At 41.9% G+C, this 24111-nt stretch carries 24 protein-coding genes and 3 pseudogenes; 22 read left to right on the forward strand and 5 right to left on the reverse strand.

The features are described from left to right. The first annotated feature begins 104 nt into the window (after window positions 1-104). The 4 genes from WBS51_RS09935 (at window position 105) to WBS51_RS09950 (ending at window position 1900) form a co-directional block, all read left to right on the forward strand. Window positions 105-464 carry an MmcQ/YjbR family DNA-binding protein gene (locus WBS51_RS09935; RefSeq protein WP_173699557.1) on the forward strand — a complete coding sequence of 120 codons (360 nt, stop codon included), beginning with the start codon at window positions 105-107 and terminating at the stop codon, window positions 462-464. Between the two features lie 129 nt (window positions 465-593). Next, window positions 594-923, forward strand: coding sequence for a DUF1648 domain-containing protein (locus WBS51_RS09940; protein WP_101880120.1), 330 nt, complete (start codon window positions 594-596; stop codon window positions 921-923). Between the two features lie 276 nt (window positions 924-1199). After that, window positions 1200-1418: a helix-turn-helix transcriptional regulator gene (locus tag WBS51_RS15255; protein ID WP_462904871.1), complete on the forward strand. Its 219-nt coding sequence runs from the start codon at window positions 1200-1202 to the stop codon at window positions 1416-1418. A 263-nt stretch (window positions 1419-1681) separates the two neighbouring features. Then, window positions 1682-1900, forward strand: coding sequence for a hypothetical protein (locus WBS51_RS09950; protein WP_242953086.1), 219 nt, complete (start codon window positions 1682-1684; stop codon window positions 1898-1900). Between the two features lie 116 nt (window positions 1901-2016). Here the strand turns inward: WBS51_RS09950 and ant(6) are convergent, their stop codons facing one another. The 3 genes from ant(6) to WBS51_RS09965 form a co-directional block, all read right to left on the reverse strand. Next, complete coding sequence (gene ant(6) / locus WBS51_RS09955) at window positions 2017-2883, reverse strand: aminoglycoside 6-adenylyltransferase (protein WP_006426509.1); 867 nt, start codon at window positions 2881-2883, stop codon at window positions 2017-2019. 173 nt (window positions 2884-3056) lie between these two features. Further along, the gene (locus tag WBS51_RS09960) at window positions 3057-3572 is read right to left on the reverse strand and encodes a hypothetical protein (RefSeq protein WP_015541387.1); all 516 of its coding nucleotides are present in this window, start codon (window positions 3570-3572) and stop codon (window positions 3057-3059) included. 36 nt (window positions 3573-3608) lie between these two features. Continuing rightward, on the reverse strand, window positions 3609-4409 hold the full coding sequence (locus tag WBS51_RS09965; protein WP_021391176.1) for a helix-turn-helix domain-containing protein: 801 nt from the start codon (window positions 4407-4409) through the stop codon (window positions 3609-3611). A gap of 458 nt (window positions 4410-4867) precedes the next feature. Between WBS51_RS09965 and WBS51_RS09970 the strand changes: the two genes are divergently transcribed. Both WBS51_RS09970 and WBS51_RS09975 read left to right on the forward strand, forming a co-directional pair. After that, window positions 4868-5281, forward strand: a complete 414-nt coding sequence (locus WBS51_RS09970; RefSeq protein ID WP_101880128.1) for a cysteine-rich VLP domain-containing protein — start codon at window positions 4868-4870, stop codon at window positions 5279-5281. A gap of 111 nt (window positions 5282-5392) precedes the next feature. Continuing rightward, window positions 5393-5548, forward strand: a pseudogene (locus tag WBS51_RS09975) (replication initiator protein A); the annotation flags it as partial. Window positions 5549-6314: 766 nt separating this feature from the next. Here WBS51_RS09975 and rlmN read toward each other — a convergent pair. Then, the gene (rlmN, locus tag WBS51_RS09985) at window positions 6315-7298 is read right to left on the reverse strand and encodes a 23S rRNA (adenine(2503)-C(2))-methyltransferase RlmN (protein WP_002584956.1); all 984 of its coding nucleotides are present in this window, start codon (window positions 7296-7298) and stop codon (window positions 6315-6317) included. Between the two features lie 16 nt (window positions 7299-7314). Next, window positions 7315-7500 carry a cysteine-rich KTR domain-containing protein gene (locus WBS51_RS09990; RefSeq protein WP_003431289.1) on the reverse strand — a complete coding sequence of 62 codons (186 nt, stop codon included), beginning with the start codon at window positions 7498-7500 and terminating at the stop codon, window positions 7315-7317. 398 nt (window positions 7501-7898) lie between these two features. On the opposite strand from WBS51_RS09990, the gene WBS51_RS09995 reads away from it, so the two are divergent. From WBS51_RS09995 to WBS51_RS10070, 16 genes and pseudogenes are all read left to right on the forward strand, one after another. After that, window positions 7899-8255, forward strand: a complete 357-nt coding sequence (locus WBS51_RS09995) for a helix-turn-helix transcriptional regulator (RefSeq protein ID WP_002584957.1) — start codon at window positions 7899-7901, stop codon at window positions 8253-8255. A gap of 201 nt (window positions 8256-8456) precedes the next feature. Continuing rightward, window positions 8457-8786: a plasmid mobilization protein gene (locus WBS51_RS10000; RefSeq protein ID WP_002584958.1), complete on the forward strand. Its 330-nt coding sequence runs from the start codon at window positions 8457-8459 to the stop codon at window positions 8784-8786. After that, a pseudogene (locus WBS51_RS10005) lies at window positions 8747-9718 on the forward strand (relaxase/mobilization nuclease domain-containing protein); the annotation flags it as partial. The gene WBS51_RS10000 and the pseudogene WBS51_RS10005, both read left to right, overlap by 40 nt. A 13-nt stretch (window positions 9719-9731) precedes the next feature. Next, window positions 9732-9947, forward strand: a pseudogene (locus WBS51_RS10010) (recombinase family protein); the annotation flags it as partial. A gap of 383 nt (window positions 9948-10330) precedes the next feature. After that, entirely contained in the window at window positions 10331-10984 is a 654-nt protein-coding gene (locus tag WBS51_RS10015; RefSeq protein ID WP_187007469.1) for a hypothetical protein, read from the forward strand. Between the two features lie 525 nt (window positions 10985-11509). Further along, window positions 11510-11674: a helix-turn-helix domain-containing protein gene (locus WBS51_RS10020; protein ID WP_187007470.1), complete on the forward strand. Its 165-nt coding sequence runs from the start codon at window positions 11510-11512 to the stop codon at window positions 11672-11674. 16 nt (window positions 11675-11690) lie between these two features. After that, entirely contained in the window at window positions 11691-12383 is a 693-nt protein-coding gene (locus tag WBS51_RS10025; RefSeq protein WP_187007503.1) for a response regulator transcription factor, read from the forward strand. 5 nt (window positions 12384-12388) lie between these two features. Further along, window positions 12389-13306 (forward strand): sensor histidine kinase, encoded by a 918-nt coding sequence (locus WBS51_RS10030; protein ID WP_187007471.1) that lies wholly within the window; start codon window positions 12389-12391, stop codon window positions 13304-13306. A gap of 134 nt (window positions 13307-13440) precedes the next feature. Continuing rightward, window positions 13441-14238, forward strand: a complete 798-nt coding sequence (locus tag WBS51_RS10035; protein WP_187007472.1) for a winged helix-turn-helix domain-containing protein — start codon at window positions 13441-13443, stop codon at window positions 14236-14238. Beyond that, on the forward strand, window positions 14229-15593 hold the full coding sequence (locus tag WBS51_RS10040) for a sensor histidine kinase (protein ID WP_187007473.1): 1365 nt from the start codon (window positions 14229-14231) through the stop codon (window positions 15591-15593). The genes WBS51_RS10035 and WBS51_RS10040 overlap by 10 nt, the downstream gene beginning before the upstream one ends. Window positions 15594-16195: 602 nt before the next feature. Then, complete coding sequence (locus tag WBS51_RS10045) at window positions 16196-16627, forward strand: sigma factor-like helix-turn-helix DNA-binding protein (protein ID WP_101880124.1); 432 nt, start codon at window positions 16196-16198, stop codon at window positions 16625-16627. A 573-nt stretch (window positions 16628-17200) separates the two neighbouring features. Further along, window positions 17201-19174 (forward strand): ATP-dependent DNA helicase, encoded by a 1974-nt coding sequence (locus WBS51_RS10050; RefSeq protein WP_101880125.1) that lies wholly within the window; start codon window positions 17201-17203, stop codon window positions 19172-19174. Between the two features lie 178 nt (window positions 19175-19352). Further along, window positions 19353-20468, forward strand: a complete 1116-nt coding sequence (locus tag WBS51_RS10055) for a tyrosine-type recombinase/integrase (protein ID WP_187007474.1) — start codon at window positions 19353-19355, stop codon at window positions 20466-20468. Between the two features lie 12 nt (window positions 20469-20480). After that, window positions 20481-22226: a tyrosine-type recombinase/integrase gene (locus tag WBS51_RS10060; protein WP_187007475.1), complete on the forward strand. Its 1746-nt coding sequence runs from the start codon at window positions 20481-20483 to the stop codon at window positions 22224-22226. Then, window positions 22219-23715, forward strand: coding sequence for a tyrosine-type recombinase/integrase (locus WBS51_RS10065; protein WP_187007476.1), 1497 nt, complete (start codon window positions 22219-22221; stop codon window positions 23713-23715). Before WBS51_RS10060 ends, WBS51_RS10065 begins: the two co-directional genes overlap by 8 nt. Next, window positions 23702-24085 (forward strand): DUF6262 family protein, encoded by a 384-nt coding sequence (locus tag WBS51_RS10070; protein ID WP_173699110.1) that lies wholly within the window; start codon window positions 23702-23704, stop codon window positions 24083-24085. Before WBS51_RS10065 ends, WBS51_RS10070 begins: the two co-directional genes overlap by 14 nt. The last annotated feature ends 26 nt before the right edge of the window (window positions 24086-24111 follow it).

The raw sequence follows: 24111 nt of genomic DNA on the forward strand, positions 1-24111 counted from the left end.
AATGCTATAATAGGAAAGGAAGGCAGGGCAGATGTCCTGCCTGTTAAAATCTGAAAAGTACAATCGTAAGATTGATAAAATAGAAGAACTGGGGAGTGGAATGTTTGAAACGGGAAGAGATTTATGAATATGTGAAGAAACAATACGGAACCGTTCCGGAATATCTATGGAAGGAATCACCGGAAAGTGCAGTGCTTCGGCATAAGAATGGAAAATGGTATGCGGTGTTAATGCAGGTTGAAAAATCCAGACTGGGATTAGAAGGAGATACGAAAGTAGATATCCTAGATGTAAAGTGTGATGCGGATATGGTCGGACTGTTGACACAGACCTATGGATTTTTACCGGGATATCATATGAACAAAAAGTACTGGATCACCATGCTGTTGGACGGAACCGTAAGTGAGGCGAAAATCTTAGACTTTTTGGATATGAGTTATGATTTGATTGACGGGAATGTTTAATGTAGACATTTTCATTTTGAAAATGTCAGATGCTTTTGGTTTAAGGAAGGGTAAAAATATCTTGCATTTTTAAGCAGGTGAAGTATAATATTATCAACAAAATTGAGTTTGCAGAAAGAAGGCATTTTTATGAAACTTGTAGGAAGCAGAAAATTCACATGGGGAATTTGTAGCATTGGCATTTTATTAGCAATAGTAAGTGTCTTTTTCTTACCTCAGATTATTCCTGTTCATTTTGCAAATGGAATAGCAGATGGTTTCGGAAATAAAATGGAGGTTTTTTTATTTCCTATTTTGTTGTTTATAATTACACTTTTGACTGGAAAAGAAAAGATCAAATATTTTCTGACACATTCTAAAACATTTTTGACAGATGTGCAGTATAATTTGATGATAGATGGTGTTCTCGGAATTATTTTGATTGCAGAGATTTATGTTATTTATGCTTCATTTGTTTAAGTGTTTCCAAAGAAAATCTCCAGTTTACAGAACTGAAAAACTGAATACAATTAAATATTCACAATTATATTAAGCAGGAAAAGTCTCCTGCTTTTTTGTATCCAAAATTGAATATGGAATTTTAAGGCACTTGCCATTTTAACTTTTAAAACTGTTAGTTGCTTTTACTTTTTATGGCCAAAATATTTCTCACATTCTTCATGTAAGTGAAGTAGTGTAATAAATACCTTATCTATCGAAGTTGTAGCAAAACAAGAAAATCAGATAATGTTATACTTGGTTGATAGATTGACAAGAGATGTTGGTTGTTATTTTAGCGTTTTGGGGATATATTTTGCTCATACAACAGAAAGGAAGATTTTGCGTATGAAATTTAATGAGAAATTAATCGAAATCAGAAAAAAACAAGGATTATCGCAGGAGGAATTGGGAATGGAATTACAAGTATCTCGCCAAACCATTTCTAAATGGGAGACAGGGGTTTCACTTAGATAAAGATACCACACCATTCCCACGCTGACTTTTGCTCAACCGATACAGCCGGAGGGCTGGATAACAAGAAAAGGCGGTATGCGCCCCGTGGAGGGGTAGCGTACCGCCTTTCCTTGTGGGGGTTTCCAAAGGGGGCAACGCCCCCATTTGGCACACGACTTTGCGAAGCAAAGTGTAGTGTGTTATACGCTCTGTCGGCGTTGCCGTGAAAATGCCGTTGCCGCCGGGGAGGGCAAGGGCATTTGAAGCGGCAGGAAAACAGGGCTGTGCTTGTGTGGCGTGGAGCCGTAAGCGCAGGTCTGGTTTCAACAGCAGACAGGGCGTATATGAAAGCCCCCGTTCATCGTCCTACGCTCCGACTTGTGGACAAAGTGTCCCGAAGTTGTGGCTACACTCCCGGAAAAGTAACAGGACAGCGGGTAACCGTCAAGGCTGAAATGAACGGGTTTACACCCGGCCTTGACCGCCGCCCGCCGTCCCACTGAATGGGTGGACAAGGCGGTCAATCCCTCAAAGTGCTTGTCCGCGCTCTTTCTGATTTTGAGGTATTCAGTTTTTCAAAATTGAATAATCAAAATAAATTTTTTCGATTGAAAAAATTTTATTTGTTATCATCTTCAATGCCATATTTTTTCTTTTGCCGAATCACATAATTACTGATTTTTTCATCATATAGTGGATACTGGTAATCCAACTGGCATGCCACTTCTGACGAAACCTCCCGGAACAATGCCATACATTGTTCAAAGGATTCCCACATATGGGGATAGGAATCCATATTATAAGTGGACATAAGTCGTTCCCACAATTCCTCTGGGGCATATTGCTTCATAAATTTATAGTTTTTTCCCAAACTGAAATGAAATCCCTGTTTGATACCAATCAGCCAGGAAATCATGCGAAGCAATTCTTTTCGTACTATATCATTCATATGGTCAATAGCAAAAAGAATTTCTTTGCGGCATAAGCCCTTTACTACATATGTTGTAGTATTCCAAAATTCATTACAGCAATCGTCAAACATTCTTTGAGTAGGCTTCTGCAAGTGGTAGTCTATATCCGTTGGTATTGGCGGCTTTACGATACGGTTGTCTTTATCCAACAGTAACTTTACCAGTTTATCCCATGTAAAATACTCGTCTATCAGTTCCAGCGGCAGCAAAGTTAAATCTATCTTAACATCATCAGTAAACAGCATTAAATATGAAAATCCCTTTTCTACAGCTGGAAATAATTCCATATCTTCCGGCTTTTGCAGAATCAACCTTTCACCAAATATATCTAGCCATTTATCATCACTTGTGAAGCTGTCCATATCCGTAACAAAAAAAGTAATATCAAAATCCTGAAAATCATCAGGCGGAATATTTGTATTTGTTCTAGATCCTTCCAAAGTAACCATGCGAATGCGTTTGTCTGTTTTTGCAAAATTCAAAACAATATCATAAACTTCCTTTTCTGATCTCATTTTTATCTCCTCCAATTATTGAAATAGGTGTGAAACCATTTTAGGGCTTTCCCGCCTTGATTACCCTTTAGCAAAGACGGGCGGGACTGTCAACGGCGGCGCATGAAATGCGCCGTTCATCTTGACCGTTGACTGGCTCGGCTGGCTTTGCTATTTTCTCGATGAAAAACAATTTATTCGTACTTATTTCCATCATTGTCATAGTAAACCACATGAATGGAATACTCTTTTTCTGGGTTTTTAATTGAGATAATATCCATATCATCTGTGCTGTATCTCAATGTATCTTGCACTTGTCCATTTATTGTATAAGTGATTTCGGCATACTCTGTTTTAGCACCATTAAACCAAATTAAATCATACCATTCTCCGTTTATTGCAACGCCACCAACAATAATCTCATCACTATTTCGGTTTGTTGATGTACTAAATTTGTAATCTCCATTTCCTGTTGGTTCAAAGATGGCAAGTGTAGATTTATTATCTGCACTATATGCTCCACTCACGATATAACCGCCAAGTTCCAGTTCTTTTGCAATAGTCCATTCATTCCCCTTTGAAATTGCGGTGTTCAGTATGCTTTCTCTGCTGGTAATGGTATCTCCTTTGGGAGTTAAACTAAAGAAATATAAAAAAGCGGCAGCAACGCAAATAACAGTCGCTGAAATTATCAGTAACCACTTTTTCATAACCGATACCTCCATATAATCTGATTTATTATTCTCTTACTTGCGTCCCCGCTGCGGCTTTGGATTTTTCAGCAAATCCGATTTCTGTGCAATCTTTTTCAACCACTTCTTTTCTTCCTCTGACAGTTTCCCATAGTTCAGCTTGAGCCGCTTACAGATAAATGCCATAGCCGCCTGCTCCGGGTCGCTGTCCTCTCTGGTGGTTTCCTCTGCGGTCTGCAAAAAATCTTCCAGTGGATTGTCCTCCGGGACACTGAAAAAATCGTCCTTGTGGGCTTCCCGCAGGTCGAAGGCTATCTTGTTTATGTCCTGCTGTATCACATAGCGGCAAAAGCTGTCATCGTCAATATGGGCGGCGATAAGCTGTCGCAGCTGTGGGTCAGTCAAGCCGGGATTGTGTTGTTTCATAATCGTTGCACTCACAGCGTCCACAATGGCGTTTGCGCTCTGCACCTGCTTTCCCGCTATGCCGTTCACATAGATTTCAAGGTCGGCCATGAGCCGGGGAAAATCCGGGTGTGTCGCCAGCTCACACAAAAGAGAATTGTCCACCAGCCCGCTTTTCAATAGTTCTATCATGTCATCACTCAAATGCAGGTCTGCAAGATCGGCGTTTGGGTGGTTTCTTGTTTGAGAACGGCCCAGCAGATAATCAACAGTCACTTCGTAAAACTTTGCCAACTCAATAAGGGCGTAATGGCTGATGTCCTTGAGATTATCCCCCTCATAACTCCCTAAAGCGGACTTGGAGAGGTGGGTTTTCTCCGCAAGCTGTTCCAGCGTCAGACCGCGTTCCACACGCAGGTCTTTCAATCGTTCTTGTATGGATAGTTCCATGCGCTCCCCCCTTGTCTGCAAATATCATTTTTATTATACCACAATTCCGAAAGCGTGGAAATAGCCTGTTTTTTAGGCCAATTTCCTACCTTTCGGATATACGGGACGGGCGGTCATTTAGGTGTAGACTTAGGGTAGTTCATCGATGAACGGCACCTTGAAAACAGAATGACCGTCCGAAAAGGAATACCCCGGCTGGGGAAGCACTGCAAGGAGCCAGCTTCTGGACACTTTGTCCAGAGGTCACTTCGGGACAAGTTGTCCCGAAGCTGCGGGGAGCGTGCCTCGTCGCCGCAAGCTGCGTATCATTCGCTTCCGCCAGATGGCGAAAGCTCACTCGCTCCGCTGCGGCTCCTCTCCCCACAAAGTCTGACGACTTTGTGGGGAGAGGAGCCGCAGGAATGGGGCAGGAAACCTTTTCGGAGGAACGGCAACGGAAAGCAAAATGGAGGGAACGCATGAGAGATAACCCCTATAAAGACTTGCCGCCACTGGAACGCAGGCCGAACGGTTCCCTTTACCGCATGACACCGGCGCAGAGGAAACAGGCGGCCAGCCTGATACGCCGGGAGTGCTGTTGCTTTGAGGACGGCAACTGCGTTGTTCTTGACGATGGGGACACCTGCACCTGCCCGCAGACGGTTTCTTTCTCGGTCTGCTGCAAGTGGTTCCGATGGGCGGTCTTGCCGCTGGACGGGGCGTTGGAAGCAGAAATTTTCCGGGATAAGGACTTGAAACGCTGTGCGGTCTGCGGCAGCGTGTTCGTCCCTAAATCCAACCGGGCTAAATACTGCCATGGCTGTGCCGCCAGAGTTCACAGGCGGCAGAAAACAGAAAGTGAACGGAAAAGGAGGTCTGCTGTGGACAGTTAGGAGCGGAAAAAGCCTTGATTTATCAGGCTTCGCAAGCCCCAAACCGGGGCAGGTGGTATCAAGTATCGCCCGCCCCGGAAAAAGGGCTTCTAACCGTCCACAAAACGCACTATGACAAATACCATCTATATCCATCAGCCGGAAAGGGCGTTCAGCTTCACCCGGCTCCCGAATTTCCTCTTTGAAGCCCCCACATTCAAGGCCCTGTCTAACGAGGCAAAGGTTCTGTATGCCTTTATCCTGCGCCGGACAGAGTTATCCCGCAAAAGGATAATGTCGCGTTTCCTTTCGGGCAAAGCGTTAAGGGCTTCGGCAAGCAGTTCATTTTTGACGAGTACATCAAAGCCGGACACTTGAAAACGGAAATAATCGCTTTCGTATTCGTCCGTTGTGAAAAGCTGCGCGAGTTCGCTTTCGCTCAAATCCGAAAAAGTAACTTCGCGTGCTGCGCGTTTCGCAAGAGTGCGGCGGTGGCTTTTCGCTTCGCCGACCAAAGTTTTCTTTGCTAATGCGTCGTACTGATGTTGTATTCTTTCCTTGTCGGAAGAAGATAGCTCCATAGAGTTCACCTCCTTCCCGCGTGGAGTAGAGGACGGGAGTTAAGGGCTTGTCCTCTCTGCCCCTTTCGCTCCGTACCCGTTCGGGAGATGGCTCTTGAGTGCGCTTTTCAGAAAAAAGTTGAAAAAAGCAAAATGCGCCCGTCCGCAAGACGCGGACGGGCGCAAAGGAAATGTAAGCAGTAGCTAAATGTATTGACAGTTCACATTCATAGCCGGAATATCCCGCTTGCGGAGCATAGCTTTTTTTGACCGCAAAGCATTAGGCGGGTTACAGTAAATAAAAATGGACACGGCGATACCTCCCCGATACCGCCGTATCCTTAAAAAAGGGCGACTTTAATACACTACCCGCAATCCATTCTATAATAGGGAACAGCGGCTTTTGCGCAATATTAAATAAAAAAGCCGATAACACATAGGTTTTTTGACCTAATGCGTTATCGGCTCTGCGTCTATGCGTCTGGCACTTTTAATCATTTTTTTTTGAATTTATTATATGTGTTAGCTAACTGTCCACAAGCCGCGTTAATCTCTCTGCCATGAGAAACTCTCATAGTAACTTCAAGTCCTGCTTGCTCTAATTGATGTTTGAATGCAACTATTTCCCGTTTCTGTGGTGCTTTAATTCTTGAATTGCTTGTTGGGTTGTATTGTAACACGTTAATCATAACTTTTTTGCCCCGAAACCATTTTGCAAGTTGTCTTACATCTGAGGGCCGGTCATTTATACCCGGTAAAAGCAAATACGCAAAGACAATTTTGCGATTATGCCTTTCAGAATAGGATAAGGCTTGCTTAACAACATCTTCAATAGCATATATGCGCATGTGAGGAATAATACGATTTCTTGCAGATTGTGTTGCTGCGTGTAAAGATATTGTCAACTGAATTTTAAGATGTTCCTCGCGCAATTTTTTTAATTGATCGACCGGACCAACTGTTGATATGGTAATGCCGTCGGTTGGAAAGTTGAGCCCATATCTATCTCGGAGAATATGGATTGCTTTTATCAAGTTGTCATAATTGAATAAAGGCTCTCCCATACCCATAAAAACGATACGGTTTACTTTTCGACGCAACAATATAATCTGTTGTACGATTTCTGACGATGTTAGATTACGAACAAAGCCATTTCGCCCGGACTCACAAAAAATACAACCAACAGGACAACCGACTTGTGTGCTCACGCAAACAGTTCCACCATCTCGCCGCTTGATAAAAACCGTTTCAATGTATTTGTTGTCTTTCAGTTCGTAAACATACTTTTCAGTATCACTGCTTTTGCAAATATTTTTTACCAACATTGATAGATTTTTTTTGCGTGGTAATTGCTTATATAATTCTTCATATAAGGCTTTTGCTTCATTCTCGCCAATAACTTCCGACATTTCTTTGTAAGTAAATCCGTATGGATCATTCCGTACTTCCGCAGGCGTATATTTAGGTAAACGTTTCATTTTTATATCCTTTCTTCTAAATAATAAAAGTTTGTTTTTCTGTATTTTTGATTACAATCTCTAATTTTTCTACATCAATGATATGCGTCAATTTGCATTTAGGGCAGAAAAGAGGAAAATCTTTTAATACAGTATTATGAAATACTTGAACTCTCGTCTTTCCGTTACAAATCGGACATTTTATCCAATATTTTTTAAGCATTATATTTCACTCGTCCTTTTTACACAAAAAAATGCAGGTCAATCCTCAACATGAGCATTGACCTGCATTTATAATGCACAGAGCAGTACAACAAAACTAAGGCATAGCTTGCACTATGTCTATACTATATCTATACGTCGTTAGTTTTTTGTATAGCATCCGCAAAATAAGCATGACAAAAAAGCCCATGTTGAAAATGGGAAAATCCTTTTTTTCAATGTTTATCTAATACGCATGCTATGCAACATAAACGCCACCTCCTTTTACATAAATTTTATTTTATCAGAAAATCAGTCTACTGTCAATACACAACAGGAAGTATTTAACCTAATGATATGAATTGTGTGGACATATCCAAAAAGAAAGGTGAACTGTAAAATGTAACAGGGTGAATGAAAATGGCAAAAAGACCCGTACCATTGTACGACTTTAAGGCTTTCGGGGCAGCTATAAAAGCCGCGAGAAATGAATACGGCGAGAGCCGCAAAAAGGTAAGCGACGAGTTATATATTTCCCCGCGCTACCTTGCGAATATCGAGAACAAGGGACAACAGCCGAGTTTACAGGTATTCTATGACCTTGTAACCCGGTATCATATTTCGGTAGATCAATTTTTCTTCCCGAACAGCAATGCGGAGAAATCCACCGGGCGGCGGCAGCTTGACGCGCTGCTGGACGGTATGAGCGATAAAGGCATACGGATTGTAACCGCAACAGCAAGGGAGATAACGGAAGTCGAAAAAGCAGAGGATTAACCTCACAATATGAGAAATCGGGAGATTGCAGCGCATGGCGGCTGCAATCTTTTTTTGCGTCCAAAATCAAAGGAACGCGCAACAAATACCGCCTTTCGGTGGGGGTATGGAGTAGATAGCAAGCACAGCAAACGAGTACCCGTTTGCGGAAAATGCTTGTTGGGATAATCCCAAACCCTTATACCGAAAGGCGGTGCGGAAATGGAAAACCGAAAGAGAAATATACAGATGAAGTTTTACGTTACGGAAGAAGAAAAGCGGCTGATCGACGAGAAGATGAAGCAGCTTCCCATAAAGCAGTATGGGGCATACTTCCGTAAAATGGCGATAGACGGGTATATTCTTGTCGTTGACCGAAGCGACACAAAAGCATATATCCGGGAACTGCAAGCGGTGAGCCGGAACATCAACCAAATTGCAAAACGCGCCAATGCGACGGGGACGGTTTACAGGCAGGATATAGAGGACATTAAAAAGGCGGTGGACGAGATATGGCGGTTACAAAGACGCACCCTATTAAATCAACCTTAAAGGCTGCGATAGACTATATCTTAAATCCCGAAAAGACGGACGGGAAACTGCTTGCGTCCTCTTTCGTCTGCGGGCTGGAAACCGCCGATATAGAGTTTGCATGGACGCGGGAAGCTGCCGGAGATCGCGGCACACATTTAGGGCGGCACTTGATACAATCCTTTGCGGTGGGAGAAACCACACCGGAAGAAGCGCACAAAATCGGCATGGAACTTGCGCAAGCGGTGTTAGGCGGCAAGTATGAGTTTGTTTTGACAACTCACGTTGATAAAGAACATTTGCATAATCACCTGATTTTCAATGCGGTTAGCTTTGTTGACTACAAAAAGTACCATTCCAACAAGCAAAGCTATCACGCTATCCGGCGCACCAGCGACAGGATATGTAAAGAGCATGGGCTATCCGTCGTCGTACCGGGACAGGACAAGGGAAAAAGCTATGCAGAATACACCGCCGAAAAGCAAGGGACAAGCTACAAAGCAAAGCTGAAAACGGCGATAGATACTCTCATTCCCCAAGTGAAAGATTTTGACGAACTGCTGCGCCGCTTGCAGGAAATGGGGTATGAAATCAAACAGGGCAAATACATTTCCTTTCGCGCTGCCGGACAGGAACGGTTTACCCGCACAAAGACGCTCGGCGCGGCCTATACGGAAGAAGCGATAAAGGAGCGTATCAAGGGCGTGTATGTTGCCAAAACAAAAACGCTGCGGGAAGATAAGAAAATCCGGCTTGTCGTCGATCTTGAAAACAGTATCAAAGCCCAACAGTCGGCGGGCTATGAACGGTGGGCAAAAATCCATAATCTGAAACAGGCTGCTAAAAGCATGAACTTCCTAACCGAAAACAAGATTGAGTATTATAGCGAACTTGAAAGCAAGATAGCCGATATTATGACCGCTCATGACGCGGCGGCAAAGGCGGTTAAGGAAGGAGGTTAAGAGAATGTCAAGGACTTCAAAGATTACCGCACTTTATGAGCGATTATCAAGGGACGATGACCTTACCGGCGAATCAAATTCAATCATCAATCAGAAGAAATACTTGGAAGATTATGCCCGTAGAAATGGGTTCGGTAACATTCGACATTTTACGGATGATGGTTTTTCGGGTGTGAATTTCAATCGCCCAGGCTTTCAAGCGTTGGTTAAAGAAGTGGAAGTCAAAATATGTCTGTTCCTGAACCATTAGGATTTACAAGAAGTATTCTTTCTTTTGGATTGCTTTTTGCCGGAATACCCACAGGTTTGATTTTTTATAGTGTCATAGTCAAGAAGTGGCTAACTTCTATCGCACCTAAAATTATAATTGGATTTGTTGCTTTTCCGATTTATACACTTGCCGGAGTAATCGGTTCAATTTCTTTTATCATCTATAAAGGAATTTTTATATTCAAAAATAATAGATGTAAATGACAACGAACTTTTCAAGAGTAGGGTGTCTATGAACTACTTTTTAGGGCAACTACTCAAAGACGATCAGCTACACATTTGGTTATTTTTTGAGTAGATACTTATGACAAGGTGATTAATGAGGTTATAACAATGATTAAAAGTTATGATTATATTTTGGGAAACGGAAAATTTATTAATTTGTTTGACATTATAACTGGTGTTATTATTTGTTCAGCAATATCGTTCTGCTTAACGGAAACTTTGTTTTCATTTAATTTTAAATTGAGTTTTCAAAAAGTATTAATTTTTACCATTCTTTTTTTGCTTTTGTTACTATTGTTTTATTATTTTATAAAACAACGTCGTTATAAATTATTAGATGATAAAATAGTATTCGGGTTTAGAAAAAAAGAAATTTTGTACCGTAATATCAATTCATTAGTTTTTACACTAACTTACCGACCTAAAGGACAATATGACATTGGGTTGGGTGAACCTTATCTATATGTAAAAGAACATGGGACAAAAAAATATATATGTAATATCACAATTTGTTTGGTCAAGCCTAATATTATGCAAAAAAGTTATGAAGGCAATATAACTGCTGAGAAAATAGGAGTATCTTCTGTGTATAGTTTTAACTGTTATGACATAAAAAGTATTTTCAATTTATTACATCGTTCAGAAGCAAGTGTTTATGTGGCAAAGAGTTTTCTTATATTAAATAATTGGACAATAAATAGATTTTGCCAAGAGTATAATATTTCTATTGAAAAGGTTCAACTTATAAATGATGGAAATTAAAGTGGAAAATAAAATTAAGACATCATATTATTAATAAATCTTCATAGCTGTGCTAAGTAGGAAATCGAAAAAAGATCTCCTGCTTTTTTGCACCCAAAATAGAATATGGAACTCTAAGACACTTGCTGTTTCGCCTCGAAAATGACAGGTGCTTTTTTCGTTTCAGGAAAGGAGTCACATGAATGTATTTGAAGTTGTAAAAGGAAAGGTTACTTCCAGACAAGCGGAAGAAGCCTATATGATGATGTAAATTATATTCTCAAAACGATAGACGAATCAAACTTTAAAAAAAATAAATTGTTAATCAATCTGCCAGACGACAAAAGAAAAAAACGTCGTAAAACAGACCTATTTCTTTGCACCTGTGAAGCGTGGCTATGAGAAAATCAGAGCCATGCTTCTATTTTTGATTTTTCGCAATACTCATGATTAAGTGTTTTATCGTTGCATATTGGATGCGAGGAAAAGAGTGGGTGTTCTACTTTTTAAAATCTCTAACTATAATGTGTTTTGTGGAGGTGCGAAATGGATTATATGACATTAAAAGAGGCAGCCGAGAAGTGGGGCGTGACATCTCGTAGAGTAAATTATTATTGTGCCGGTGGGCGTATCCCCGGCGCTGTGAAAATGGCCGGTGTTTGGCTGATTCCAAAAACTGCGGAAAAGCCGATTGATGGCCGGACAAAATAAGGGAAGGAATTGCGCCATGGATAAAATTTTGATTATAGATGATGACAGAGAACTGTGCGCTTTGATTAAACGAAGCGTACAATCGGAACATATAGAAGCCGATTTTTGTAATACCGGAAAAGAGGGCTTGCAGAAATTAAAAGAGCAGGAGTATCAGCTTGTGGTGCTGGATGTGATGATGCCCGGTATGGATGGCTTCGAAACGCTGGAAGAAATCCGCAAAGAGAACAGCCTGCCGATTTTGATGTTCACATCCAAAAATGACAGCGTTTCTAAAGTGCGGGGGTTACGGGCCGGCGCGGACGATTATCTGACAAAGCCATTTGACATGGACGAACTGATTGCCCGTATTGCATCCCTCATTCGCCGCTACACTCGCTTTAATCAGCAAGCCGGAACTATGCAAAAACTGTATTTTGATGGGTTGCAGATTGACCTTGAAAATCGTTCCATTACTACGGGAAACGGCACTTTTGAGCTTCCTCCAAAGGAATTTGATCTGCTCTTGTACTGTGCAAAACATCAAGGAAAAATTTTGACCAAACAGCAGATTTATGAGGAAGTTTGGGGCGAAGAATATTTCTACGATGACAGTAACATTATGGCGATTATCAGTCGGCTTCGTAAAAAATTAGAAGTCAATCCTTCCAGTCCAAAGTATATCCAAACGGTTAAAGGGATTGGCTACCGTTTTAATAAGGAGGTGTAGCCGGTATGGAGATTATCGTTTTCTTGTCCATTGTGATTGCTGTTGTGGCTGTATTGACATCCATTGTTCTCGTTCGGCGCGTAAAAAAGCAAATAGCAGAAATGACCGACGCTCTGGTTGATGTGAAAAATGGAAATGGTAATCGGCGTATTTTGTCTGCAACAAATGAACTGGTATCCCCTCTTGCCTATGAAATCAATGAGATTGTTGTGTCCTATGAAAGCAGACTTTCGATTGTCCGGCAGACAGAGGAAACCAACCGCCAGCTTATGACGAGCCTTTCCCACGATGTTCGGACACCCCTTACCACTCTGATTGGATATCTTGATGCTGCACACAAGGGGCTTGTTACAGGGAAAGACCGGGATGATTATATCGAAATTGCTCGCCGGAAAGCCCATGATTTGAAAGAATATATTGATGTACTCTTTGACTGGTTCAAGTTAAATTCCGACGAGTTTGCTTTGGAAATCCAGAGCGTTGAAGCTGCAGAGTTGACAAGAAATATCCTGATCGACTGGATACCGATTTTTGAAGATAAGCAGGTCGATTATGACATTGATATTCCCGAACAGCCTGTCCGGGTAAGATTGGATACGGACAGCTATATGAGGATTATCAATAATCTCATTCAAAATGTAATCGCTCACAGCCATGCGGACAAAATTAAAATTGCTCTGTCAAAGCAGGGAAATAACTTGAGGCTGCTGTTGGCGGATAATGGTGTAGGAATTGAGAAAGAAGATTTGAAACACATTTTTGAACGGCTTTATAAGTGTGATAAAGGTCGGTCTGAAAAAGGAAGCGGTCTTGGTCTTTCTATTGTCCATCAGCTTGTAGAAAAGATGGGTGGAAACATAACAGTTGAAAGTTTGCCGGGAAAAGGAACGGAATTTATGTTGCTTTTTCCTTTGGAGATTTAAGCGGGTTCCCGTCTTTATGGCGGGAACCTTTGTCATTTTGCCGGATTTCAAATTGCAAGGTTAATGCAAGGTTGCGGCAAGGTTAATGCAAGGTTGGCATGATAGAATACCTTACAGAACAGGAGGTTTTGAATATGGATACAAATTACATTATTGAAACAAAAAATCTGATGAAGCAATACGGCTCACAAAAGAGTGTGGCTGACTTAAATATCCATGTGAAGCGTGGGAGAATTTATGGTCTGCTGGGGAGAAACGGAGCCGGAAAAACCACAACCATGAAAATGTTGTTGGGCTTAACGAATCCTACTTCCGGGGAAGTTAAGATCTGGGGAAAGCCTTTGCAGGGGAATGAAAAGAAATTGCTGCCCCGTATCGGCAGCCTGATCGAGTCTCCTGGCTTTTATCCCAATCTGACCGGCACAGAGAACCTGCGTATCTTTGCTACTCTGCGGGGTGTACCAAATAATCATGCCATAGTTGATTGTCCGATTCTGTTCCTTACAGCTAAAACAATGGAAAATGATATTACTTTTGGTCTTGGCCTGGGGGCGGATGACTATCTGACGAAGCCTTTTCGCATCCCGGAGCTGCGGGCCAGAGTAAATGCCCATATACGCAGGGAACAAAGGGAACGCCATAGCAGCCTGAACTTTGAACGCATAAGAATAGATTTATCAGCTAAAACAGTACAGGTAGACGGAGAAATCATATCCCTTACCAAAAGCGAATATATGATCTGTGAATTTCTTGCCCGTAATAAAGGACAGGTGTTTACACGGGAACAGATTTATGAGGCTGTTTTCAGTTTGGACGGAGAAAGTGATAATTCCACGATTGCCACTCACATTAAGAATATCCGGGCGAAACTGAACCAGTATTGTATTCAGCCGATCACAACTGTATGGGGGATTGGGTACAAATGGGAATGAAAAAACAGTCATCACTGAAAACAGCCTTTTGGCACTTTTTATTTAAGTTGTTTGGTGGTTTGCTTGGCACAGTTGCTGTTCCGTTTCTGCTTATGAACATCAGCACGGCTTTAGGGGTTACCACATACGGAGATTATTCGGAAATACGGTCAAATGAGCTTGCATCGGTTCTTGCAGCTACGCCAGATTTATCTGAAGTTGAAATTCCAATGGGAATTGAATATGTGCTGTTAGACAAAAGCTATCAGATTATCGAAACTACTTTAGATGAAGGTGAGCTGGAACACGCTATGCGGTATGCGACTACAGGTGTTATCGACCAGAACCTGAAAAAAAGATACCTGCTTGTCACTCGTGAAAATGAGTATGTTGTCCTGCAATACTATATTGGTGCTCAATATACAAATGAGTGGATGAATACGCATTTGCCGTCTCCAGATATATTGTTGATTATTTTGATTGCAGCGGGAGGAATTTTTGTTTGTCTGTTCTTGACAACCAGATTTGCTAAAAAGTTACGATTGCAGCTTGATCCTTTGTATGAAGCAACTTCGGAAGTGGCAAAGCAGAACCTTGATTTTGAGGTTGGACATTCAAACATCAAAGAATTTGAAGATGTGCTACTTTCTTTTTCTCATATGAAAGAAAGTCTGAAAGCTTCTTTGGAGCAACAGTGGGAAGCCGAGCATATGCAGAAAGAACAAATTGCTGCGCTTGCCCACGATTTGAAAACGCCCCTAACTGTTATTCAGGGAAATGCTGATCTTATCAGCGAAACAGAGCTGGATGAGGAACAGCGTTTATATGCGGAATATATCAGCAGTAGTTCCGAACAGATGCAGTTATACATTCGGACGCTGATTGATATTTCACGGGCAGCGTCCGGCTATCAGCTTCACATGGAGGATATTGATGTGCTTTCCTATGTGGAACAGTTGCGGGGGCAGATCGATGCCCTGTGCCAGACGAAAAAAATCGGATTGCAGATGGAATTAGAACACTTGCCAGATGTACTGTCTGCGGATAAGTTGCTGTTAGAACGAGCGATTATGAATGTGATAAATAATGCAATGGATTATTCCCCGCAGGACAGTTCCATTCATATCTCGATAATAGGCGGTAAGCAGCATCTGAAAATCACGGTAACAGATGCTGGTCCTGGATTTTCGCAGGAAGATTTGCTGCACGCTAAGGAACAGTTTTACATGGCAGATCACAGCCGTAGCTCTAATATGCACTTTGGAATGGGTCTGTTTATCACAAAATCCATTGTCCAGCAGCATGGAGGACAGCTTGATTTGAGCAATTCCGAGAAGACAGGCGGCGCACAGGTTACAATTTCAATTCCATATTGATTTTATGGGTAGCTTTTAAGCTGCCCATTTTTCAAATCTTTATAAAATCTTCAAAATTGTATTTTACGATAATCCTATAAGAAATTGGTTGCCCACGAGGGCGGTATTATAGGAGGATATCGTTATGTCAATTTTTGTTATTCATAGTACCATGGGCTATACCAATTAAAAAAGCCTTGCCACTCCTCTGGAGGGATGACTATCTATCAGTATTCCATCGTTCTAACTATACCATTGAACTAAGTACAAAAAACGGAGCAAATAGTTGTGTAAGAGAGACTGAAAATAATAAATAATATTTTCTTCCAACCAGTTCTGTAATAAAATTAAACTTTAACGAGATTAAAAATGAGGGTAAAGGTCACAGAAGAATATTAATCTTTAAGGTAAGAAAGATATGTAGGTGTTACGAAAGTTTACAACAAAAGAAGGAGTTTTAGTTCTATATATAGCGTTTGGTGGTGTCGCAATTCGAAGTAGAATTGCGACACTTTTCTTTTTGTGGACAGAATTCTGGTTTTTAATCCTTTTTCTATGTGAGAGGGCAAGATCACCGCCACTCCGATTTGATTTCAAAAAATTCAGATCGGAGGTAAAGAAAGGTGATATTTCATAAAGCGAGTGAAGAACGGAAATGGAAACAATGGAAGGAACAAGAAGAACGGATTTTACGGGAATCTGGTGTAAGTGAGAGTGTGATTCAAAGACTTCGGGAACTGGATTGGCAGGATTTTAATACAGAGCGAAGATATTGGGAACATTTTTCACCAAATCAGGAAGAGCTATATACCAAAGAGCTGGAAGAGCAATCTCCTGTGGCACTCACGATCCAACAGTTACTTGACAGCGTGGAAAATGAACAACTGCTGCAGATTCTTCTGGAATCGGATAAGAAAACCTTGCAGATTTTACTGCTGAAGATGTGGGGATTTTCTATCCAGGAGATTGCAGAGCAGACAGGTATCCCGAAAAAGACGATTTATACACGAATGGATCGTCTGAAGAAAAAAATTAAAAAATTTTTGAAAGGGTGAAGAAAAAAGGCGGTTTTCATCGGCTCTATATATGAAAGGGGTAATAGGCCCTCGTTCCTTGACAACCGCATACCAGCATTACAGGTACGTTCCCAAAGATAGAAGCGTGACAGTATAAGCGCCAGGACGGATGGGGGCAAGCACTGCAGGATTGTTATGACAAGGTCTGTACCAAGACTAGGGCGGATCATTTCGTAAGAAAACTGTCAGTGCCTGTTCTCATTCTGAGCGAGTCCTTATAGCTGTGAATGGACTTTCGCAGGTCTTTCGCCAGGATCATCTGCGGGGGATAATGATACGAATTTCTTCCCACAAGGAAGAGGATGGACTCCAAGTTGTAATCAGCAAGACTTTCAGAAAATCTGCGAGCGATGCGAAGCGAAGCATCCGCCTGTAATGTTCCCTGCCATAGATGTGGTGCGGCAGCCGGGGAGTCGAGGACAAATACGGTGCTAAAGAAAAAACGATAAGAAATCAAAAAGAGTGTGTCGTTGATATCAGATATATGCGGCTGTGGGAGATCCTACAGCCGTATCCTTGTGGTATTAACGTCATGCGGAAAGAAGAAACAATATGTTTTACAAAGTTGAATATCAAAAGAGAGCGCATCAGGAAGTAGAGAAGATTTTCCGGGTGCTGCTTCCGGAACAGGGACTGGCGGTCAGGGAAGAACAGATCCGCTTGTGCCATGAAATGTTAGATACCTTGCTGGGAGAAAGAATTGCGCTGTGTGACGCAGGGGTAGGAATTGGCAAGACGTATGCCTATCTGGTAGCTTGTGTGTTGATGCGGAAATATTCCATACTAATGGAACGAAACAGCCTGCCAAAACAGCATCCGGTGGTAGTATCCACTTCCAGCATTGCCTTGCAAAAAGCGATCTTGTCCGAATATGTTCCGTTTTTATCAAGAGTTTTGGTAGAACAGGGCATTATTCAGACACCACTTCGGGCAGTGGTACGGAAAGGAAAAGAACATTTTGTCTGTGATAACAGGCTGGAACAAAGAATCGAGGCTATCCGTTACAAGCAGAAGAACGCAGTCCAAAGAGAAGCACTGCTGTCTCTGCGGAAACATTATGATATGGATATCGTAAAGGATTTGAGTGGGTTTGACAGAAGGTTGGTGTGTGTGCCGAAGTTCTGTCCAAGGGAATGTCCAGGCAGACAGATGTGCCGCTATCAGAGGTATCTGGAAGAATCCAAGAAACAGGATGTGTTCCTTCAGATTTGTAATCACAATTATTTACTGGCAGATGCATTCCACCGGAGGGAAGAGTATAAACCATTGCTGGCGGATTACCGGGCTTTGGTAGTGGATGAAGCGCATAAACTTCCGGAGGCGGCTAGGCAGATGTTTGGGAAGAATTTATGTATGGATGATATCCGGGAGATTGCTTATTATCTGGAACGGGAACATCAAAATGTGGAAGCCCGAACTTTAAAAACCGGGATGTATAGTATTTTTACGATTATCAGGGAAAGTCACATGTTTTCCCATGGTATAAAGGAAAATTTTCAGTTGACCGGAGAATGCGAATTTTGTTTATGGGAGGGAATCCAGATGATTGAAAGAATGATGGAACAGCTAAAAGGAGTAGTGCCAAAGTGGGTGTTAAACAGGCTTCAGGAGGCAAAAGAAGTACTGGAGTGTTTTTTACAGAAAAATTCTAAGTATGTACTCCATCTGCGTATGGATAAAGAAAAGATTCCGGTCTTATGCGCAGCCAGCCGGGAGATTCCACAGCTCTTGCGGGAAATGCTTTGGGATCGGGAGCAGGCACTGTCTGTTATTTTGACCAGTGGAACTTTGAAAGCAGGAAAAGGATTTGCACGTACTTTGCAGATGACCGGACTGGAAGGACGTACAGATGTACAGTCTTATGTGGCAGAATCCCCGTTTGCGTATGAAGAAAACTGTCTGTTATATCTTCCAAAAACTTTGCGGAAGTGTAAAAGGGGAAGCAGGGAAGAAGTTGAGATGGTGGCAGGCCAGATCCATTCCCTGATCTGTTCTACTTACGGGCATACGCTGGTCTTGTTCACTTCCTATACATTGATGGGAAGCGTGTACCAGATATTAAGGGATGGGATTCCCTTTCCGATGGTAGAAGTATGGAGACATTCCCAGGAAGAGATCCTGCGGTTTAAGACGATGGAGAATGCGGTGCTGTTTGCAGCCGGCTCCTGTTGGGAAGGGGTGGACTTTCCGGGGGATATGGTATCTTCGCTGATTATTGTGAAGCTGCCTTTTGCAGTGCCAGATCCTATCAGCGAGGCGGAGAAAGAAACCTATGAATCATTGGAAGATTATATCCAGGCGATCATTGTGCCGGATATGCAGAAGAAACTGCGGCAAGGGTTTGGACGTGCCATCCGGACAGAAACAGATACCTGTGTGGTTTCTATTTTAGATTTTCGGGCTGTAAAAGGCGGAAAGTATCATGAAGATGTGATGTGTGCCCTTCCACCCTGTCAGATGGCTGAAGAATTGAGAGAGGTGCAGGATTTTATCCGCAGCCGGAAAGGCGTGGAATATTATCTATAACAGGAAAAATCCCCTTTCCAGCCTTGTTGCTTGTGCTTCATTTTTGGACATTTTTACAGGAAAAGTTTAGTACAGTTTTTGAGGTGGTTTTGGAGGGATTGTTGGTATTGATGAATAGCTATTTTGGCATGAAGTGGATATACTGTGTATAGCGTTAGAGGAAAGGACGGTGAGCAAAATGGCACGATATGCAGTGGAACATATCTGGGAAGGGAAAAAGGAGTATTTCTTGATCCGGGATCACCAGAGCTGGCAGATGGTGCTGCTTCCGTCAAAATATCTGACGCATTTGATCAGAGCAAACCGTTCCCCGAATACTGTTGGCAGAAGGGCAAAATCCATTCGGTTTTACTTGGAATATCTGAATGAAACAGAATTGGAACTGTCCCAAGTGGCGGAACAGGAATTCCAGGAACAATATGAACATTATGTGGGATTTCTCCACTGGTTGAAAGCTGGAAATCATTTGAATGACAAGAAAGAGAAACTGCCAAGCAATAAAACCTGTAATGCGTATTTAAAAGACGTGTTCAGGTTTTTCTGCTTTTTAGAACTGGAAGCAGATATGGAAAGACTGAAGGTGTTATATTATGACAGCTTTACCACCCATGATTCTATCGGCGTGAAAAGAAAACTGCGGTTCCGGTCATTCAATGGATATCTGAAAGAGGAAGAACGAAATGTCCGTCCGGCAGAGCATAATGAGATTTTAGAACTTTTGAAGCAGTGTACCAATTGCAGGGATCAGCTTCTTATCATGCTGCTGGCAGAGACAGGATACCGGATCGGTGAGATTCTAGGTGTGAATTATACCAGGGATATTGATTATGAGCGACATACTATCCGGGTATTTTTCCGGGATGACAATGAGAACAGGGCAAGGGCAAAGAATGCCGCCTACAGAAAAGCTAAGATTAGTGATGCCACCTTTCAGTTTTTACTGTTTTATCTGTCAAAATACCGGGAACTTCTGCAGCATCAGCAGATGTTGTTTGTAAACATCGAAGGGGAGACGAAAGGGAAAGCATTGCAGGTGGATGCGGTCTACCGAATGTTGGAACGGATGGAGAAAAAAACGGGTATCCATACGACACCCCATATGTTGCGGAGATATTTCGGGAATATGAGACGGGATGCCGGATGGCCGCTGGAAATGATCAGTGAGGCGTATGGACATAAACACACCGACACGACCATCAAATATCTGAACATTGTAGATGACCAGCTTATGGAAGCCAGCGACCAATATTATGCAAAACATTCCGTACTTTATGATGTGGAGAAACTCCTGTAGGAGGTGAAGGACATGCCCGCTTATCAATTATATGTATATGAAGATCAGAAAAAGCGGGAAGCACTGGAACAAAAAATCTGTGAGCAGGTGGATGCCTGTACAGAGATAAATGGAACAATACGAAACCGGGTAAAGAAGTTCCTGATAGAAGCGGGAATTACTGATATTTCGGAGATGAATGCAGCCCTAAGAGTCCGGTATGAAGGGTATTTGGAAAGAAATGAAATCGTTCATGTACCGATTACTTGCCTTCGGGGATTCGACAGAATTTTCCTCCATCGGATGAAGGAAGAACTAAAAACGCTGGCAGGACAGAGGAAATATACTACAGAGTATCGTGATCAGTGGATGTGCCTTACCCATTATCCGGAGATTGAGATAGCGGAATCTTTTCTGGCAAGCAAAGACGGAAAGGAACTGTTGTGGGATTTTACACTGGGGTGTCCGAGAAATTTGAAAATGCAGATTTTTACGGTATTGAAAGTGGTGATACATACCTACGAAGGAGAGATGCGAAAAGAGAAGCTGCTGGCACTGCGAAGGTTTTATCAATTTTGTGTGAAACATCAAGTGGCTGATATTGAAACCATGACACTGGATAAAGAACAGCAGTTTGAACAGGAACTTGCGGAAGAGTTTAAAGGGAGAAAGAAACGTACTGTATTTGGCATCCTGAGAACGAGCAGAAAGATATTGTTTATACAGGCATCAGAAATTCATTGGCAAGCAAACGTGTGGTTTTTGGAACGCTTCCATTTTTCTAAAGAACGGATGAACCCCAGCAAACCTATAGAACTGGTGTCCTTTAAAGAAGTGACAAATTTGGAGAATCAAAAGATTTTGCAAAAATATTTGCGGTATCTGTTTGGAATCACAGATTTATGCATCAGCACCATCCGAATCAAGCTACTGGAACTTCGTACATTTCTGGTACATTTTAATGGAGAAAAAAAGCCGATCTATGAAATGGAAGCAGAGAAGATCCAGAAATATCTGGAGGGCATCCGTAATCAGAATACACGTGAAGCAACAGCCAATGGGCGGATTTTTATGATCCTGCAGTTTTACAATTTTCTCGTAGTCAAGAGGTACTTGAAAAAGATCCCCTTCCGGCATGAATATTATCTTCAAAAAGAAGTGCGTGTCCACAATGACCGCAGCGTACCAGAAGGAGTATATACGGAAATTTTGTCTAAGCTGGCAGAATTCCCAGAACATCTCCGACTGATGTTCCTTCATCTATGGTGTACCGGAATCCGGGGAAGCGAAGTGTGTACCCTGACAGGTGATGGTTATGAAGAAAAGGATGGAGATTACTGGCTGAAGGTCTATCAGGTAAAAATGAAAACTTATAAGCGGATTCCCATTCCGGAAGCATTGTACAAACTGGTACAGGTGTATAAAAAGAAATATCAGATTGGACCGGAAGAATATCTGTTTCAGAATCAGACAGGAGGCGCTTTCCGGTATGGAACCTTCCGGTATCAGATGCTGAAATACTGTGAGAAATATCAGATCGCAGATGGGGAATACCTTTTCAAATCCCATGATTACCGTCATAACTTGGCTACGCTGTATTATGATAGCGGGATTTCCCTCCAGGCAGTGCGGGATTATCTGGGGCATGAATATGAAGAAATGACTAGACAGTATGTGGATTATATGCCAAAGAAACTGGAAAAAGCCAGTGAAGCATACTTCCAGGAAGAAACCCACAGCTTTGCGGCGGAACTGATGAAAGGAGAGTTCCATGGATGAAAAATTATATCTAACAGATTTGAACTGCTATGCAAGAGCAGAAGAGAAGCAGAAAAAGAATGTAAAGGAATCTCATTGTTTTGATTTAGGACTGCTTCCAACAAAAGGACTTCAAAAAGAATTCTGTTCATTTATTGAGGAACGAAGTCAACAATGTGCTTTGACAACGATGATACAAGAACGAGCGACCTATCAGAGATTTTGCATGGTGTTGAAGGATAAGCATATCCGGGTAGAGAGTTTACAGGAACTTGAATGGAAGCAATGGCTGTTAAAAATCCGGAGCTGGCTTCTGGAACATGGACAGAAACTGACAGTACCGGGAGTCAGCGTATATGGGAAAGAAAAGACATTGCCATCGAGTCTCATCACGTATGTGCGTAAGGTATATCAATTTACAGAAAAGGAAGAGGAACGGGATGAGATTGAGAAAGATATCTGGAAATTAGAGAATCTGGACATTGCCTATAAAAAGAATCCGATTAAAAATGTGCAGACTTTGAATTTTACAACGATTATCCAGGATGACTTGCGGGAAGAAACAAAAAAGGCAGTTTATGAACATTTACATCATGAAGCGATTGCAACGATCATCAAAGAGCTGACAGCCATCCGGAGGTTATCCAAATATCTGAAAGAAACATATCCCCAAATCCATTCGGCAGAAGAACTAAATCGGGAGTTGCTGGAAGAATATCTGACGTACCTTGCAACAGAAGCAGAAGGTGTGAACAATTACCGAATGGATCTGACAAGACTCCGAGGGATACTGGAAACCATCGGGAAGTTATATGGATATTCGCATCTGGAAAGTATATTCCTGACCAGTGACCTTCCCAAACAAGTGCAGCCTAAATTGAAATCTTATTCAGACAGTGAGCTGATTCGTTTTAATGCAGCGCTTGCAGAACTGGATGAGCAGATTGAGCGACTCATGATCATTCACCAAATGTTGGGGACAAGAATCTCCGATACCTTAACTCTTCAGAGGGACTGCCTATATCGGCAGAATGGGCATCCTATGATTCAGATCAGGCAGATGAAAACACACACATTTATGAAACCCATTAGTGCAGAATTGGAACTACTGATTGAAAAAGCAATTGAGTACACCGAGAAAATGTATGGAGATACGATTTACATTTTTGTAGATGAGAAAAATACCCGGAAACCTTTGCAGTATAATACCGTTCAAAATAGAGTGATGGCCATCATTCAGAAAAAAGATCTGCGAGATGATAACGGCGAATTATTCGGCTTTGGAACACATATGTTCCGCCATGTATATGGCATCCGACTAACAGAGATGCATCTGGATGATTGGACCATCGCAAAACTACTGGGGCATACATCGGTAAAGAATGTGAAGTTTTATCGAAAGATGAGTCTTCAGATCATTGCAGATGAAACAAGAGAAATCAGAGCAGAGATGAGCCGGATGATCCGGGCGAACTTGGCAGGATGGGGGAAAGAGTATGAGCAAATATGACAAGATGCTGGAAATAAACCATAAGCAGAGCATGGAGAAGATTCAGAGGGCAAAATTGGCAATTCAGGAGATGATTGAAGAAGAGGATAAAGTAACAGTCCCCAAGTTGATGCAAAAGACCGGACTGTCCAGAGGATTTTTTTATAAGAACCCGGAAGTACGAAAAGCAGTAGATCATGCCTTGCAGCTACAAGCAGGTATGGTAGATAAAAGAAGAAAGATTTTAGATATGGCGATGGACAGTCGCATCCTGCAATTAGAACAGCAGGTAGCAAAACTAAAAAGAGAAAATGAGACATTACGGAAAGAAAATGAAGCAATGCGAAAAGCATTGAATAAAAGAGACTTGAATCTGATCAAGAATTTTTAATGAAGAAGAAAATAATCAGCGATTGG

The organism is Blautia acetica, assembly GCF_038739805.1.
Taxonomy (GTDB): domain Bacteria; phylum Bacillota; class Clostridia; order Lachnospirales; family Lachnospiraceae; genus Blautia.